The organism is Gordonia sp. UCD-TK1 (genome assembly GCF_001691435.1).
GTDB lineage: Bacteria > Actinomycetota > Actinomycetes > Mycobacteriales > Mycobacteriaceae > Gordonia > Gordonia hongkongensis.
This window is the reverse complement of sequence record NZ_LZMP01000017.1, coordinates 39,608-55,464: the sequence shown is the minus strand read 5'-3', so window position 1 is coordinate 55,464 and position 15,857 is coordinate 39,608. Positions and strand designations below refer to the sequence as shown.

The window sequence follows — 15,857 nt, the reverse complement described above, 5'->3', positions numbered from 1 at the left end:
GTCTCCTTCTTCCCCCACCCCGATCGTGCCGCGGCATCAGGGGGCAGAGACAGAGGCCAACGTCCCGACTCGACCGGAGCCACCGTCATTTCGGAACGGGCACCGGCTCCAGGATCTCGGCCCGGGCCTCGGGGGCCGCGGCGCGCAGGGCGTCGGCGGAGTCGTCGTCGGGTTGCTGCTGCGAGGCCACCTCGGCCTCCACGCGCGCGACGTAGGTCGCCACCTCGAAGTCGCGTTGCTCGGTGGTCCAGCCGAGCAGGGGCGCCAGCAGGTCGGCGACCTCGTCGGCGCAGTCGACGCCACGATGGGAGTATTCGATGGCGATGCGGGTCCGCCGGGCGAGGACGTCCTCGAGGTGCAGCGCCGCCTCGTCGACCGCGGCGTACACCACCTCCACGCGCAGATACTGCGGCGCCGCGGCCAGCGGTTGCAGCAGGCTCTTGTCGCCGTCGGCGTAGTACAGCACGTCGTCGATCAGCGAGCCGTAGCGGTTCAGCAACCGGCGAATCCGGTACGGGTGCAACCCGAATCGGCGTCCGAGGTGCTCGCACTGGTTGATGAGCGCGAAGTAACCGTCCGCCCCGAGCAGCGGGACGCGTTCGGTGATCGACGGCGCCACCCGGGTGGGGATGAAGTCGTCGCACGCGTCGACGGCGTCGGCGGCCATCACACGGTAGGTGGTGTACTTGCCGCCGGCGATCGACACGAGTCCGGGCGCGACGGTCGCGACCGCGTGTTCCCGGGACAGCTTCGAGGTCTCGTCGTCCTCCCCGGCCAACAGCGGCCGGAGGCCGGCGTAGACGCCTTCGATGTCGTCGTGGTTGAGCTTGGTGACCAGGACCTCGTTGACGCGTTCGAGGATGTAGTCGATGTCGGCGCGGGTGGCGGCCGGATGCGCGAGGTCGAGGTTCCAGTCGGTGTCGGTGGTGCCGATGATCCAGTGCGTCTCCCACGGGATGACGAACAGCACCGAGTTGGCGGTGCGCAGGATGATCGCGGTCTCGCTGACGATCCGGTCGCGCGGCACCACGATGTGCACGCCCTTGGAGGCCCGGACCTTGAAGTGCCCGCGCTGCTTGGACAGTGCCTGCACCTCGTCGGTCCACACGCCCGCGGCGTTGATCACGCAGTGGGCACGGATCTCGGTCACATCGCCGTTCTCGGTGTCGCGCACCCGGACTCCGAGCACCCGGTCGGATTCGCGCAGAAATCCGGTGACCTGGGTCGAGGTCCGGATGACCGCACCGTAATTGGCCGCTGTGCGGGCGACCGTGAGGCTGTGCCGCGCGTCGTCGACGACGGTGTCGTAGTACCGGATCCCGCCGATGAGCGAGCTGCGCTTGAGTGCCGGGGCCACGCGCAGGGCGCCCGATCGGGTGACATGACGCTGTCCGGGAACGGACTTGGCGCCGCCCATCCGGTCGTAGAGGAAGATGCCGGCTCCGACATACGGCCGCTCCCACACCCGTTGCGTGAGCGGATACAGGAACGGCAACGGCTTGACCAGATGTGGCGCGAGGAACCGGAGCGACAACTCGCGTTCGCGTAGAGCCTCACGCACGAGGCCGAATTCGAGCTGCTCGAGATAGCGGAGGCCGCCGTGGAACATCTTCGACGACCGGCTCGATGTGCCCGAGGCGATGTCGCGTGCCTCGACCAGCGCGACGCGCAGACCGCGTGTCGCGGCGTCGAGTGCGGCACCGACACCCACCACGCCGCCACCGATGACCACCACGTCGAACTGTTCCTCCCCGAACCTCCGCCACGCCTCGGCGCGGTAGAGGGGCCCCATGTCGGCGGGCCGGTCCGCGTTGAACTCGGTGTTCATGGTTGCTGAGCCTAATTGATCTCTGTGGCCTCGACAGCGTGCGACACTGTCCGGCGTGGGTAGGTCAGGCAAATACGTGGCGGCAATCGACCAGGGCACCACCTCGACCCGGGCGATGATCTTCGATCACGAGGGTCGCGTCGTCGGCGCCGAACAGCTCGAACACGAACAGATCTTCCCGCGCGCGGGCTGGGTGGAACACGACGCCGCCGAGATCTGGCGTAACACCCGCCGCGTCGGCGCCGCTGCCCTCGCGTCGGCCGAACTGACCGCGAAGGACATCGTCGCCTGCGGCCTCACCAATCAGCGCGAGACCACCGTGATCTGGGAGCGCGACACCGGCAAGCCGGTGCACAACGCCATCGTGTGGCAGGACACGCGAACCGATGATCTGTGCACCGAGCTGGCCGGAGATGTCGGCATGGACCGGTTCTGCGATCGCACCGGCCTGCCGTTGTCGACCTACTTCGCCGGCCCCAAGGCCCGCTGGCTCCTCGACTCCGTCGACGGCCTCCGCGAACGCGCCGAGAACGGAGAATTGTGTTTCGGCACCATGGATTCCTGGATGGCCTGGAACATGACCGGCGGGGTGGACGGCGGCCGGCACGTCACGGATGTCACCAACGCATCGCGCACCATGTTGATGGACCTGCGGACCCAGACCTGGGACGCCGACATCTGCGCCGAGATGGGCATCCCGATGGCCATGCTGCCCGAGATCAGGAGCTCCTCGGGCGATTTCGGCGCCCTCCGGGGCAACGGCCCACTCCCCGGGGTACCGCTCGCCGGCATCCTCGGCGACCAGCAGGCCGCGACCTTCGGCCAGGCCTGCCTGGAACCCGGCGAGGCCAAGAACACCTACGGGACCGGCAACTTCCTGCTCCTCAACACCGGCACCGAGCCGGTCTTCAGCGAGCACGGACTGCTCACCACCGTCTGCTACCGCATCGGCGAGCAGCCCGCACGATACGCACTCGAGGGCTCGATCGCGGTGACCGGTTCGCTCATCCAGTGGCTGCGCGACAACCTCGGCCTGATCCCGCAGGCATCTGACGTCGAGAAACTGGCCGGCGGGGTCGACGACAACGGCGGCGTCTACTTCGTCCCGGCGTTCTCCGGACTCTTCGCGCCGCGCTGGCGCCCCGATGCCCGCGGCGTCATCGTGGGTCTCACCCGGTTCGCCGACAAGGGCCACATCGCCCGAGCCGCACTGGAAGCCAGCGCCTTTCAGACGCGTGAGGTCATCGAGGCGATGCAGGCCGACTCCGGGGTCGAACTGTCGACGTTGAAGGTCGACGGCGGAATGGTCGTGAACGAACTGCTCATGCAGTTCCAGGCCGACATCCTCGACGTACCCGTCGTGCGGCCGGTCGTCAACGAGACGACCGCCCTCGGCGCGGCCTACGCGGCCGGCCTGGCCGTCGGTTTCTGGGAGAGCGAGGACGACATCCGCGCCAACTGGGCCGAAGACCGCCGGTGGGAGCCCGGGATGGCCGCCGACGACCGCGACCGCCTCTACGCGGGATGGAACCGAGCCGTCGAGCACAGCTTCGGCCTGACCTGACCGGCGCGACGGTGCCGCCGCCTCACATCACGTGGTCGGCGAGGATGGCGACCACACCGGCCGTGCCGCCCAGTGCCGCGGCGGCCTCGTAGGCTGATTCGCGGAGCGCATCGCGCAGCGACTCACCAGCGGCGGGCGTCGACATCGCGGCCACCAGGCAGTCGACGGCGCGGGCGCGGCGGAAGCTGTCGCGCTGGGCGTCCACGTCGCCACGACGCTGATGCGCGAAGGCGTCGAAGTCGTGCTGTGCCGCGACGAGCCGCAGACGTGCGATGCCGGCCGTCGACGCACCGCCCTGCCGCCGCCACTGGCTGATCGCCTCCCGGATCTCGGGCGTCGAGACCGCCGTGACGTCCAGGACGGTCGCGACGATCAGGTGCAGACACGCCGTGAGGTCCTCGTCGGGCACCGAGTCGACGAGGCGGGCGACGCCGCCCGGTAACCGGTCGACACGCTTCAGCCCGGCGTTCACACGGTCTCCGGTCTCGACGTGGCCGAACCGCCCGACGGTGCATCGGTGTCGTCCGAGACCTCCTGCGCCGCACCGTCGACGGGGGTCCGGGAGACGGCGTCGCCGGGTGCCGCGGGCCGCAGGGACAAGGCCTGATCCGGCCCGGCCGGCGCGGCGTCGTCGACCGCCGGGGATGCCTGCCGGATCCAGTCGCCGATGACGGGCGGACCGACGAGCGGCATGTCGCCGACGAGCTGCGCGCCGTGTTCCCGAGTGTGCAGGTACGGCGCTGCCCGGTGGCTGTCGTCGTCGGCGCCGGGCCGCCGTCCGCCGCCCGGGGCCCCGGCGAGCGGCATCCCCGTCGGGCGCTGGGCAACCGGCCCGGCGGTGGCGGGGGTCGCCGGCGTCGGTGAGCCGCCGGCGACCGGGGTCGGCGTCGGCGCCGACGCGGGTGGGAGCAAGCCGGGAGCGGGCATCGCGACCGGGACCCCGGCGCCTCCACTCGCCGGCGCACCGCCACCGGAACCGGATCCGCTGTTCTCGCCGATCCCGTCGGCGCCTCCCGACCGGTGCGTTTCGGGAGCCGCGGCGCCGCGGGTCGTCGACTCGGGCGTCGCCCGACCACCACGCACCAACCCGTCGGGGCCGTCGGTGTTGCCACGACCGGATGGTCCGCCGCCCGGACCCGCAGGCCCTGGCGGCGTCGACGACGCACCGGGTCCGCCGCCACCGGGTGGTGGACCGCCCGCAGCGACCGGCACCGGCCCGGCAGTCGGAGTGGCACGCCCGAAGTCGCCGGCGTCGACGGTGTTGGCGGCCTGACCGCGGGGAGCGTCCGGCCCGGACCCCGCGGCGCCGGAACCGCCGGCGGTCGGCCCGAAGCCGAGTCCTGCGGTCACCCCGTTCGCCCCGGTCGGGTCGTTCGGCAGGGAGCGCTGCAGCCCGATCATCGGCGAGGAGTAGGCGCCCGTCATCGCCCGGTCGACCTCATGCCGGACAGCCGGCGCGTCCTCGGGATTGTCACGGATGTGCTGCTGCAGCTCACGCAACCGCCCCTCCTGACCGCGAGCCGATCCGAGGATGCCTGTCGCGCCGGCCAGCGCATCCCCGATCTGGCCGGCGGTCTCCGAGGTCGTCGCCAGATCGGCCGACAGCGACCGGCCCGCCTCCAGCGCCGCGTCGGAAGCCTGACCGAGCATGCCGTCGCCGAACATCGCGTGCATCCGTTCGGCCGCGCGGCGGACGGACTCGATCGCCTGCAGGATCGTGTTGACGTCACCGCCGGCACGACCGGGTTCCATCGTGCTCAGGACGTTGAGGATCTCGTCGATGCTCATGCCCGCCCACTGCGTGCGACCGCGAGCGAACGCGCGGTCGTTGCGACTGCCGTAGGTGTTGTAGGACTGCTGCGGCGAGCTCACGACACCCCCTTGGTCGCCGGCCGGGACGAACGAATTCGTCCGACCCTACCGTGACGACGCACCCGGCGGCGCACACCGGCACCGGCTGTGCACAGTGGGCGGGCGGCGCTCAGTCCAGGTCGTCGTGCCGAACCAGCTGCCGCGCCGCCTCGGTGATGGACCCGGTCAGCGACGGGTACACCGAGAACGTCTGGGCCAGGTCGCCGACGGTGAGCTTGTTCTGCACCGCGAGGGCGATGGGCAGGATCAGTTCGGAGGCGTTCGGTGCGACCACGACGCCGCCGATGACCACACCGGTGGCCGGCCGGCAGAAGATCTTCACGAAGCCCCGGCGCAGACCGCTCATCTTGGCGCGCGGGTTGGTGGCCAACGGCAGCATCACGGTGCGCGCCGGGTACTCACCGGTGTCGATGGCGTTCTGCGACACCCCCACCGTGGCGATCTCCGGACGCGTGAAGATGGCGGACGCAACGGTTTTCAGCTTGATCGGGCTCACGCCCTCGCCGAGTGCGTGGTACATCGCGATGCGGCCCTGCATGGCGGCCACCGATGCCAGCGGGAACAGCCCGGTGCAGTCGCCGGCCGCATAGATCCCCGCGACCGACGTGCGGGACACCCGGTCGACCTCGATGTAACCGCCCTTGCCGACCGCGACCCCGGCACGATCGAGTCCGAGATCGGTGGTGTTGGGGACCGAACCGACGGTCATCAGCACGTGGCTGCCGGTCACGGTCGAGCCGTCGGCCAGATGCGCGGTGACCGAATCGCCGTGCCGCTCGACCTTGTCGGCGCGGGCGTGCTTGACCAGTTCGACGCCGCGTTCGGCGAGTGCGTCCTCGAGCACCAGCGCGGCGTCCTCGTCCTCGTGCGGGAGGACCCGGTCGCGGCTCGACACGAGCGTCACCTTGACGCCCAGTTCGGTGTAGGCGTGGACGAACTCGGCGCCGGTGACGCCGGAACCGATGACGACGAGGTGTTCGGGCAGCTCCTCGAGGTCGTAGAGCTGACGCCAGGTGAGGATGCGCTCGCCGTCGGGTTCGGCGTCGGGCAGCACGCGGGGCGAGGCGCCGGTCGCCAGCAGGACCACATCGCCGTCGTAGCGTTCGGTGGTTCCGTCGGCGAGGGTCGCGACGACGGTGTGCGTCGAGACGCCGACCTGCCGCTCGTCGAGAACCGCGGTACCGGAGACGAGTGTCACGCCTTCGCTGATGAGTCGTGAGCGGATGTCCGCGGACTGGGCGAACGCGAGGTCGCGGACCCGCTGGTGGATCTGCGGCAATGTGACGGAGGTGTCGTCGGTCTTGATGTTGATGCCCAGATCGACGGCGCGACGGACCTCGGTGCGGATGCCGGTGGACGCGATGAACGTCTTTGACGGGACGCAGTCCCACAACACGCAGGCACCGCCGATCCCGTCCGAATCGATCACCGTGATGTCGGCCCCGTAGGCGGCCGCCGCGAGCGCCGCCTCGTAACCCGCGGGTCCGCCGCCGATGATGACGATCCTGGTCACTGTGACTCCTGTTCTCCACGCCGGCTCGCCGCGTCCTTCGTGGGGAAGCTGCGCCCGGCTGTATGTCGTGGCTCGACGGGAACGCGGGGTGACACGCTCCTCGGGTCGCGCGAGACGGTCGACCCCGTTCGCGCCGCCTACCAAACTAGTCGGGCGGGTCCGTCGTTGTGAACGTGGTCGCAAACCGGAGCCGGGCCACGGTGTCGCCTTCCGGACTCGGCGGGGACCATCTAGGCTCCATCCGTGCCCATCTATGCTGCCTATGGATCCAACATGCATCCCGAGCAGATGGCCGAGCGCGCGCCGCACTCCCCGATGTCGGGCACCGGATGGCTCCGCGGCTGGCGTCTGACGTTCGGCGGCGGCGACATCGGGTGGGAGGGGTCCCTGGCCACGGTCACCGAGGACCGCGACGACCCCGACGCCCGGGTGTTCGTGGTTCTCTACGACGTCACCACCGAGGACGAGGATCTGCTCGACCGGTGGGAGGGTTCCGAGCTCGGCATCCACCGCAAGATCCGCGCCCGCGTCGACACCGCCGACGGCCCGGTGCTGGCCTGGTTGTACGTCCTCGACGCCTTCGAGGGCGGGTTGCCCTCGGCGCGCTATCTCGGCGTCATGGCCGAGGCCGCGGAGATCGCCGGCGCACCCGCGGAGTATGTGCAGGACCTCCGGTTGCGCGAGTCGCGCAATGTCGGACCCGGGCCGGGGCCCGCGGAATAGACCGAGTGTCCTAGCCGGCGGCGCTGGTCGCGTTCAGCACGATCCCGGCGAGCGCGCGCACACCGATCGCGAGGGCACGTTCGTCGAGATCGAAGTTGGGCGCGTGCAGATCGACCTGCGGTCCGAATCCGTCCCACACGCCGAGGCGGGCCATCGCTCCCGGGACGTGTTCGAGATACCAGGAGAAGTCCTCGCCGCCGGGTGACTGCGGGGTGTCCGCGATCGCCTTGGACCCGATCGCGGCGACGGACCGTTCGAACATCCCGACCGCGACCTCGTCGTTGACGACCGGCGGCACCCCGCGGRAGTACGAGAGGTCGTACCGGACGCCGAGCGGTGCCAGCAGCTCGCCGACGACGCTGCGGACCAGCGGCTCGAGCTGGGCCCAGGTGGCGTGATCGCCGGTGCGGACCGTGCCGCGCATGCGACCTTCCTGCGGGATGGCGTTGGCGGCGCTGCCGGCGTTCGCCGCGCCCCACACCATCACCGTGCCCGAACGCGGGTCGATCCGTCGCGACAGCACCCCGGGCAGGCCGGTGATCACCGTGCCCATCGCGTAGATGAGATCCCCGGTGAGGTGCGGCCGCGACGTGTGCCCGCCGGCCGAGTGCAGTTGCAGATCGATGTGGTCGGCCGCGGACGTCAACGGGCCGGACCGCAGGCCGACCGTGCCGACCGGCAGGCGAGGGTCGCAGTGCAAGGCGAAGATGCGGCCGAGACCGGTGGTGACGCCCGCCTCGATGGCGTCGAGGGCTCCGCCGGGCATGACCTCCTCGGCGGCCTGGAAGATCAGACGCACGCCGACCGGAAGTGGTTCGGCCGCGGCGAGGAGCTTCGCGACGCCGATCAGGATGGCCGTGTGCGCGTCGTGACCGCACGAGTGCGACGCGCCCTCCACCGCCGAGGTGAACGGCAGGCCGGTGTGTTCGGTCACCGGCAGGGCATCCATGTCCGCGCGCAGCGCGATACGGGGCTCACCGGCAGGACCGAGGTCGCACACCACTCCGGTGCCCAGCGGCAGCCGGCGCGGGGTGAGTCCGGCAGCGGTGAGCTCGCTCATCACCAGCTCGGTGGTGCGGACCTCCTGCCGGGACAGTTCCGGATGCGCATGGATCTGCCGGCGCCACGCGATGAGATCGCCGCCGTGCTCGGCGAGCCAGGCGTCGATGGGATCGTCCGCCGCGGCGAAATCCGCTCCCGCGACCGACATCAGAAGACTCCGGGCGGGGTCTGACGTGCGAGGTCGTCGAGCAGGGGGCCACGGAGTCCGCGCTTGATCAGCGCCAGGTTGGGTCCGGCGGTCGCGGAGCGGGCGGCCGCGATCTCGATGGCCCGCTTCACGAGGAGTTCGGCGTCCACGGCCTCGTCGACGATTCCCGCACGCACCGCGTCGTCGGCGCCGTACCGCCGGCTGGTGTACATCGCCTCGGTGGCGGTGCGATCGGTCAGTCGGGTGCGCAGCAACGTCGCCATCCCACGGGTGAACGGCATGGTGAGAGCGGCCTCGGGCAGCGACCAGAAACCGCGTTCGGTGCGCATCAGGACGTGGTCGGTACACAACGCGAGCATCGCTCCGGCGCCGAAGGCGTGTCCGTTGACGGCGCTGACCGTCGGAACGGGCAGGGTGAGCACCTTCGCGTACAGGGCGTGCACGCGGTCGAGGTAACCGGGCAGCTGGTCGGGAGCGGCGAAGATGTGGTCGGTGTCCAGGCCGTTGGAGAAGAACTTCCCGGTGGCGGTGATCACCAGCGGTCGTGTGCGGTCGACGACCACCTGGTCCAGCAGTGCATCGACCTCGTCCAACCAGTCGGCCCGGAAGCGGTTCTCCGGATTGGACTCGCTGATCTCCTCACCGCGCGCTCCGAGATGGAGCTCGACGACCTCCCCGTCACCGTTCAGAAATGGCATGTCCCGACCTTATCGCTCCCGGTCTCGTCGCCACCGACCCGATCGGTCGGCGCGCTGCGACGCGCGGCCGTGTGGGCCTGGGAACGGTTTAGGGTTGGCGCATGGAGCCCACCGCCGACCCCGATGCCGCGGCCATCGTCGCCGCGGCCACGATCGCTGCCGAGACCGACGCCGCTACACACGATGTGGCCGTCATCCTCGGGTCGGGATGGTCACCTGCCGCCGACGCCTTCGGGCGGCCCATCCGCTCGTTGCCGGTGGCGTCGATCCCGGGATTCGTCCCGCCCAAGGCCGCCGGCCACGGCGGCGTGGTCCACTCCGTCCGGATCGGTGATCGACGAGTCCTGTTGATGCTGGGACGTATTCACGCCTACGAGGGCCACGACCTCGCTCGCGTGGTCCACCCGGTCCGCACCGCAGCCGCGGCCGGTGTCCACACCGTCGTGCTCACCAACGCGGCGGGCGGTCTGCGCGAGGACATGTCGGTCGGGCAACCCGTGCTCATCTCGGATCATCTGAATCTCACGGCCCGCTCCCCGTTGGTCGGCGCCCAGTTCGTCGACCTGGTCGATGCCTATTCACCGCGGCTGCGACAGATCGCGCGCGGCATCGACCCGGGCCTCGCCGAGGGGGTCTACGCCGGGCTCCCCGGCCCGCACTACGAGACCCCCGCCGAGATCCGGATGCTGCGGACGATGGGTGCGGACCTGGTCGGGATGTCGACCGTGCACGAGACCATCGCGGCGCGCGCCGCCGGACTCGATGTGCTCGGCATCTCCCTGGTCACCAACCTCGCGGCCGGCATGACCGGCGAACACCTGAGCCACGCAGAGGTCCTGGAGGTCGGCCGCGCGTCGGCAACCCGGATGGGCGAGCTGTTGGCCCGGATCATCGGCGAACTGTAGGACCGAACGGAACCGGCGGCCGGCCGAACCGAAGGAGCGAGATGACCTATCCACCGAGCGGTCCAGGCGGCTATCCCCAGGGTGGCTATCCGTCGGGCGGTTACCCGCAGGGCCCGGTGCCACCTGGCCCGCCGCGGTCCCCGTGGTCGTCGCCGGCGGTGCTGGTGGCGATCGGCGCGGGCGTGCTGCTGGTGGTGGTGGGCGTCCTCGCGGCGCTGCTCCTGATCCCCGCGGACGACGAGTCCGCGGACCGCGACAGCGCGGACGGCGGACAACCGTCGGCGTCGACCTTCACGAGTACCGTCACCCGCCCCGCGGAGACGACGACCCCCACCACCGCGACCACCACCACGACGACGCCGCCGCCCCCGGTCCGGCCGACCCCCACCGTCGCCGGCGCCGACTGGCAGGGATTCACCAACGGTCCCCGCTGCAACGCCGCCGACGACCCCGCCGTGGCCGTCGGACAGACCGCCCGGTCGCGCGTGGTGATCTGCCAGGTGGGCACCCAGACGGGCCGCTTGTACTACAAGGGCGCCGCACCCGAGGGCGGGATCGAACTCCAGTTCCCGACCCGCACCGGTAACACATTCGAGGCGCGCAACGGCTCGGTGCGTTACCTCGTCTCGCCGACAAGTCTCACCATCGTCGACGGCGGCGCCGTGCTCACCGAGGAGCCGATGCTCGCGTACTGGTCGCTGCCCGGCTGAGACCCGCCGAACCTCGCTGACCGCGGTTCGGTGTAGCCCGGTCACAGTAATGCGAAGCGTGCGTGACGGGATGACCGTTGCCACGCCGACGTTGCCGCCCCCGCTTGGACGTGCCGCCAGTTCGCCTGAGGCACAGACGACCACCGTCCCCGGCAGTTTGGAACACCCGGCAGCACTGGCCCAGGTCCGGGCCCTCATTCGGCGCTCGGCAGTCGCCTTCCACCCACGACGACGAGACGTTCCGGTCTCGTACGGGCGGTTGCCGCTGGGGTGACACTGTTGAGTTGTCAAGGGACAGGGTCGGTCCCGGGTGTGGCCCGGGTGCGAAGGTGCTACGCGAAAGTCTGGTGGTCTGTGGCGGCAGCGGTCAGGCGGCGTCGTCGAGTCGCATGGTGCGTCGGTTGTAAGCGGGCAGTGGTCGGCGCCGCGGATCGATGGTCGCGGGTGGGACGAGCCAGGGATGACGGTCGAAACCCATCACGATGTCCCAGCCGTGGTGGTGGACCTGGGTGTGGCAGCGTTGGCAGAGCAGGCAGCCGTTGTCGAGGTCGGTGGGTCCGCCGTCGGCCCAATGGGTGACGTGGTGAACCTGGGTATGTGACGGTGGTGCACCGCATTTGATGCAGCAGGCGTCACGCACGATGATCGCCTTGCGGAGGTGTGCCGGATACAACCGATGAGTGTGACCCATCTGCAGCGGTACGCCCTCACCGTTGAGAATGATCTCCGTCAGCGAGCCGTCGCACGACGCTTGTTTCGCGGTGGCATGGCTGACCGGCCCGGTCCACGGCAGCGACGCCAGGTCTCCGGTCGCGGGGATCGTCAGCATCAGTTGCGTGCGTGGGCTTCCGACGGTGTCGATGGTCGCGCCGATCGCTGCTTGATCGAGGATCAACTCGAAAGCGTCGGCGCGGCGTTGCTCGGCGGTGCGTCGATCCTCGGTGCCGTCGGGTTCGCGCCGCGGACAGGACCGTTCGTCGATCATCGCCATGAACTTCTCACCGACCACCTGGGTGAGGTCAGCGCGGACCTCGACGCGGCCGTCGTCGGTGGTGTGCGCGTTCACCGAATTCAGTGATGGGTCGTCGGCGGCGGGGATTCCGGCATCGGAAGCGTCGGCAAGGTTGTTGGCGATCGCGCGAGCATGCTTGAGTACTTGCGTCGGCGCCGCCCCGGACAGTGCCTGGGCGACGAGTTCGAGCTCATACCGTGAGCGCTTGTCGTCGGAAAGCGCCTCACCACATCGTTTCTCGATCTCGTTCATGCCTCGGACGATGGCATCGACGATCTCGCCGGACAGCCGCCCATCGGCGGCATGACGCGCCAAAGCGGGCAGGTTGGGCAGCGCGTCGACACTCCGCATGGTGCGGAGGGCGGAGGCCGGCGCATGTCCTGACTCGATCAGCAGCTTCTTGGTGGTGCTACCGGCTTTCTGCGCGACCCCGAGAGCATCGAGTTGCGCTGTGTGCGTCGCGATCTGGTGATCGGCAAGGTTGCGGATCAGGCGCCACGTGTCGAGGGCGTCGAATGTCGCTCTGCCCGTGGGATCGTCGACGGGTGGGGTGGTCTCGATGAGTTGATCGAGGAGAGTGGCTAGCTCTGACATGACTCCAAGGTACAGGAACACCCATTCGATTACGAGAAAACTCCACAAGCCCGGAAATTACGAAACCAATTACTGTGCAGTGCTTTTCGTCCACTGTGCGTTGCAGAGCGTGGATCGATGACAGTGGTGAACTTCAGTCACACCCGTTTCGGAATTCGTTCTTCCAACGGTGTTCTTGCCGCGGATTCGCTATAGCCCCGGTGAAGTTGTGAACGCGTAGGCGTTCGGGCGAATCCGCCGATACCGGTGTGGATTCGGTGGTTTTCGTAGTCGTGCAGCCAGTCGTCGTAGGTCGCCGCTCGGGCGGCTTCAGTGGTGTGGACCTCGCGAAGGCCCTTTCCGAGGCGAGCAACCGGTGGAAGCGTTCAACTCTGTTGTGGTCTGTGGCCGGTACAGACGGGTCTCTGGTGCGCGATCTCAGGGCCGAGGGCATGCGCGGAAAGCCCTGGGCGGCAACTGCCGCCGTAGTCGGCCAACAAACTGTTGTTCGTGATGCCGTGCGCGTGGAAGAAGGGCGTGCCCGGCCCCAGAATTGCGTATCGGTCTCTGTGCGTTCGTCGGTGAGGATCTCGGAGTACGCAACCGAGTGTGGTCGTCGACGATATGGCGGCCTCCGGGAGCGCCGTGATCTAAGCGCCGCGGCGGGGTTCGGCGTACCGGCAGCGCGATGGCCTGGGCGAGGTGTCGCAACAGTGGCATCCCATATCGGCGCAGCACCGCCTTGACGATCGATCTCGCAGCAGTAGATGCGTGGCAATAGGAGCTGCGTCCCGGAGGGGAGATAGGCGTAGCTTGATGATTCGACGTTCACGTCGCACCGGGGCTCGTTGGGTGACGGGTGGGGCGGCTGGAGCGATCTGTCATGCCGGCTTCGCCGTGAACGCGGTAGCCGTCGGCCCGTTTCTCGGCCGTCGCTCGAGCATTCAAACCGTCCGGCGGCCCACCGCAGCGGCCGTCCGTGATCGGTGATCGACGAAGCATCCTGCCAGTACCAGACGGCAGCGTTCGGCGAAAAGAACATCAGGGCGGGTCATGAGGGCCCTTGAATGACGACGTGTGGCTTGTCTCAGCGACGTGCCGCGCGAGGTTCAGCCATACTCACGAATACCTCGGACCGAACTGCCGGTCGCCCGCGTCACCGAGACCGGGCACGATGTAGTTGACCTCGTTGAGCCCGTCGTCCACGGCGGCCACGACGAGCCGGCACGGGTGTCCCGAATTCTCCAGCGCCGCAACCCCTTCAGGCGCTGCGACGACACATACGGCGGTGATGTCGGTGGCGTTGCGGGCGATCAGCAACTCGATGGTGTGGAGCATGGAGCCGCCGGTGGCGAGCATGGGGTCGAGGACGAACACCGGCCGTCCCGACAGGTCCTCCGGCAGCGACTCCAGGTACGGCACGGGTTGCGCGGTCTCCTCGTCGCGGGCGAGGCCCACGAAACCGACATGCGCCTCGGGCACCATCGCGTGGGCCTGCTCGACCATGCCGAGTCCGGCCCGCAGGACCGGGACCAGGAGAGGCGGGGATGCCAGCCTCGATCCCGTGTGCGCGGTCATCGGCGTGTTGATCGCGACGTCGGCGCGCGGCGCACCGGCAAGCGCCTCGTAGATCAGCATCTGGGTGAGGTCAGACAGCGCAGCCCGGAATCCGGCGTTGTCGGTGGTCTCGTCGCGCATCGTGGTCAGACGCGCGGCTGCGAGGGGATGGTCGACGATCAGGGACTCCATGCCGACACCCTATTTCCTCCCCGGCGCTCGCGTGCCGCTTGGGCGAGCTCCACCACGCCGGTCTGGGTCGCCGCGAGAATTTGATGGAACCCAACGGGGCCGCGCCGCGTCGAAAACCCATGAGCCCGTCCTCCCCCCATCCCTATCCCGCACCCTCCCGGCCAGGCCCGGACACCGATGGCCGACTGTTCGCCGATTCGTCTGCGCTGCACGAGTTCTCCGGCGCACACCGCACCAACGCCCGGATGCTCGAGGGCGGGACCGGCAGCGACGACGCCGCCGTGGTCGAACTCGCCATCACCTTCGGTCTCATCGGCATCGAGTTCCTCACCGCCGTCGTCGAGTTCCTCGACCTGCACCGTCGCACCATCGAGGCCGCCGCGGCGCGCGAGGAACGCGTCGGACTCACGACGAGCTCGGCCGCAACGTCCTACGCCGACTGCGACTGCGCCGCCGGCGACCGGATCGCGACGGCCGGTGAGCTGACGCTGTGATCCCCGTCGAATTCCTCGTCGAGCCTTTGCGGCAACTGATCGCCGCGCTGGGGACCGGCATCCTGGCACCGGGCAACCCCGCCGAACGGGTCCGGACCGTAGCGGGCACCGTCGAGTCGGTCCGCCGGCGGTCGACGTCGGCCGCCGAGTCCGTCCTCACGCGGTGGGACGGAGCCGGGGCCGCCGGAGCCGCAGCCGCGACCGCGGCGAACCAGCGCCGACTCACCGAACTCACCGAATGCGCCGCCGAGTTCGGCCGGCTCGTCGAGAGCGCCGGCCGTACCGTCCACATGGCGTCGACCGCGCTGAACGGCCTCGTGGACTCCCTGGAACGGCATGTCCGTGGCCTCGCCGGCGGATTGGCCACTCCGGCAGTCCTTCTCGCGGTCCTGCCGATCGCCGTCGAGCATCTGAGCCGCGGCGTGGAGATCATCGGTCGTGCTCGCGCCGAGCTCGGCTCCGACACCGAGGCGATGGCCGCCCTGGCCCGCCGCACGGCGCCGGCCGAGATGGTCGGAGTCGCAGGCGGCGACGCCGCCAGACTGTCGCCCGTCCCCACGCCCGGCGGCGTCCCCATCACGCTGCCCGACGGCTCGGTCGCCCACGCTCCGAACGAACGCGCGGCGACCGCGGTGCGGGCCGCGCTGAGTCAACGCGGGGTGCCCTATGTCTGGGGCGGGACGACGCCCGACGGATTCGACTGCAGCGGCTTCACACAGTGGGCTTACCGGCAGGCCGGGCTCGAACTCCCCCGCCTCGCCCAGGAGCAGGACACCGCCGGGTATCAGGTGTCCCAGGCGCAGCTGCAGCCCGGAGACCTCGCGGTGTGGTCCGGCCACGTGGCGATGTACATCGGCAATGGTCAAATGATCGAAGCCGGTGACCCCGTGGGCGTCTCGCCGGTACGCACCTCGAACCTCGACCAGGCATTCGAAGGATTCTTCCGTCCACGATGAGAGCCGCGCCGATGGTCGCACCCGCGGGCGGGTCAGGAGTTCATCGAAAA

The 15,857-nt window shown here is 69.6% G+C and carries 14 protein-coding genes and 1 pseudogene; 6 read left to right on the top strand and 9 right to left on the bottom strand.

Going from position 1 to position 15,857, the window contains the following annotated elements; translation table 11 throughout:
- Window positions 1-85 precede the first annotated feature (85 nt).
- Window positions 86-1,828, bottom strand: coding sequence for a glycerol-3-phosphate dehydrogenase (glpD, locus tag A9310_RS11550; protein WP_065630729.1), 1,743 nt, complete (start codon window positions 1,826-1,828; stop codon window positions 86-88).
- A gap of 76 nt (window positions 1,829-1,904) precedes the next feature.
- Here glpD and glpK point away from each other — a divergent pair, with 76 nt between their 5' ends.
- Window positions 1,905-3,392, top strand: coding sequence for a glycerol kinase GlpK (glpK, locus tag A9310_RS11545; protein WP_065630728.1), 1,488 nt, complete (start codon window positions 1,905-1,907; stop codon window positions 3,390-3,392).
- Between the two features lie 22 nt (window positions 3,393-3,414).
- On the opposite strand, the gene A9310_RS11540 is transcribed toward glpK, so the two are convergent.
- From A9310_RS11540 to A9310_RS11530, 3 genes are all read right to left on the bottom strand, one after another.
- Window positions 3,415-3,864 carry a hypothetical protein gene (locus A9310_RS11540; protein WP_223258846.1) on the bottom strand — a complete coding sequence of 150 codons (450 nt, stop codon included), beginning with the start codon at window positions 3,862-3,864 and terminating at the stop codon, window positions 3,415-3,417.
- On the bottom strand, window positions 3,861-5,264 hold the full coding sequence (locus tag A9310_RS11535; RefSeq protein WP_065630727.1) for a hypothetical protein: 1,404 nt from the start codon (window positions 5,262-5,264) through the stop codon (window positions 3,861-3,863). Before A9310_RS11535 ends, A9310_RS11540 begins: the two co-directional genes overlap by 4 nt.
- A gap of 109 nt (window positions 5,265-5,373) precedes the next feature.
- Window positions 5,374-6,777, bottom strand: coding sequence for an NAD(P)H-quinone dehydrogenase (locus A9310_RS11530; protein WP_065630726.1), 1,404 nt, complete (start codon window positions 6,775-6,777; stop codon window positions 5,374-5,376).
- Between the two features lie 243 nt (window positions 6,778-7,020).
- Here A9310_RS11530 and A9310_RS11525 point away from each other — a divergent pair, with 243 nt between their 5' ends.
- Window positions 7,021-7,500, top strand: a complete 480-nt coding sequence (locus A9310_RS11525; protein ID WP_004021668.1) for a gamma-glutamylcyclotransferase — start codon at window positions 7,021-7,023, stop codon at window positions 7,498-7,500.
- A 10-nt stretch (window positions 7,501-7,510) separates the two neighbouring features.
- Here A9310_RS11525 and A9310_RS11520 read toward each other — a convergent pair whose 3' ends face one another.
- On the bottom strand, window positions 7,511-8,710 hold the full coding sequence (locus A9310_RS11520; protein WP_065630725.1) for an amidohydrolase: 1,200 nt from the start codon (window positions 8,708-8,710) through the stop codon (window positions 7,511-7,513).
- Entirely contained in the window at window positions 8,710-9,408 is a 699-nt protein-coding gene (locus A9310_RS11515) for an enoyl-CoA hydratase/isomerase family protein (RefSeq protein ID WP_065630724.1), read from the bottom strand. The genes A9310_RS11520 and A9310_RS11515 overlap by 1 nt, the downstream gene beginning before the upstream one ends.
- A 101-nt stretch (window positions 9,409-9,509) precedes the next feature.
- Here A9310_RS11515 and A9310_RS11510 point away from each other — a divergent pair, with 101 nt between their 5' ends.
- Together A9310_RS11510 and A9310_RS11505 are read left to right on the top strand one after the other, a co-directional pair.
- Window positions 9,510-10,313, top strand: a complete 804-nt coding sequence (locus tag A9310_RS11510; RefSeq protein WP_065630723.1) for a purine-nucleoside phosphorylase — start codon at window positions 9,510-9,512, stop codon at window positions 10,311-10,313.
- A gap of 41 nt (window positions 10,314-10,354) precedes the next feature.
- Complete coding sequence (locus A9310_RS11505) at window positions 10,355-11,023, top strand: hypothetical protein (protein WP_065630722.1); 669 nt, start codon at window positions 10,355-10,357, stop codon at window positions 11,021-11,023.
- Between the two features lie 367 nt (window positions 11,024-11,390).
- Here the strand turns inward: A9310_RS11505 and A9310_RS11500 are convergent, their stop codons facing one another.
- The 3 genes and pseudogenes from A9310_RS11500 to upp all read right to left on the bottom strand — a co-directional run bounded on the left by A9310_RS11500 (window position 11,391) and on the right by upp (window position 14,357).
- Window positions 11,391-12,629, bottom strand: coding sequence for an HNH endonuclease signature motif containing protein (locus A9310_RS11500; RefSeq protein ID WP_175401123.1), 1,239 nt, complete (start codon window positions 12,627-12,629; stop codon window positions 11,391-11,393).
- Between the two features lie 133 nt (window positions 12,630-12,762).
- A pseudogene (locus tag A9310_RS25175) lies at window positions 12,763-13,663 on the bottom strand (leucine zipper domain-containing protein).
- Window positions 13,664-13,727: 64 nt separating this feature from the next.
- On the bottom strand, window positions 13,728-14,357 hold the full coding sequence (gene upp / locus A9310_RS11495) for a uracil phosphoribosyltransferase (RefSeq protein ID WP_065630720.1): 630 nt from the start codon (window positions 14,355-14,357) through the stop codon (window positions 13,728-13,730).
- Between the two features lie 119 nt (window positions 14,358-14,476).
- Here upp and A9310_RS11490 point away from each other — a divergent pair, with 119 nt between their 5' ends.
- A complete protein-coding gene (locus A9310_RS11490; protein ID WP_065630719.1) occupies window positions 14,477-14,851 on the top strand; it encodes a type VII secretion target in 375 nt (124 codons plus the stop codon).
- Entirely contained in the window at window positions 14,848-15,807 is a 960-nt protein-coding gene (locus A9310_RS11485) for a C40 family peptidase (protein ID WP_065630718.1), read from the top strand. The genes A9310_RS11490 and A9310_RS11485 overlap by 4 nt, the downstream gene beginning before the upstream one ends.
- The last annotated feature ends 50 nt before the right edge of the window (window positions 15,808-15,857 follow it).

Bases quoted from the DNA above. Each gene is read 5' to 3' on its own strand.
- glpD (WP_065630729.1), bottom strand. From the start codon at position 1,828: ATGAACACCGAGTTCAACGCGGACCGGCCCGCCGACATGGGGCCCCTC.
- A9310_RS11515 (WP_065630724.1), bottom strand. From the start codon at position 9,408: ATGCCATTTCTGAACGGTGACGGGGAGGTCGTCGAGCTCCATCTCGGA.
- A9310_RS11510 (WP_065630723.1), top strand. From the start codon at position 9,510: ATGGAGCCCACCGCCGACCCCGATGCCGCGGCCATCGTCGCCGCGGCC.
- A9310_RS11505 (WP_065630722.1), top strand. From the start codon at position 10,355: ATGACCTATCCACCGAGCGGTCCAGGCGGCTATCCCCAGGGTGGCTAT.
- A9310_RS11500 (WP_175401123.1), bottom strand. From the start codon at position 12,629: ATGTCAGAGCTAGCCACTCTCCTCGATCAACTCATCGAGACCACCCCA.
- upp (WP_065630720.1), bottom strand. From the start codon at position 14,357: ATGGAGTCCCTGATCGTCGACCATCCCCTCGCAGCCGCGCGTCTGACC.
- A9310_RS11490 (WP_065630719.1), top strand. From the start codon at position 14,477: ATGAGCCCGTCCTCCCCCCATCCCTATCCCGCACCCTCCCGGCCAGGC.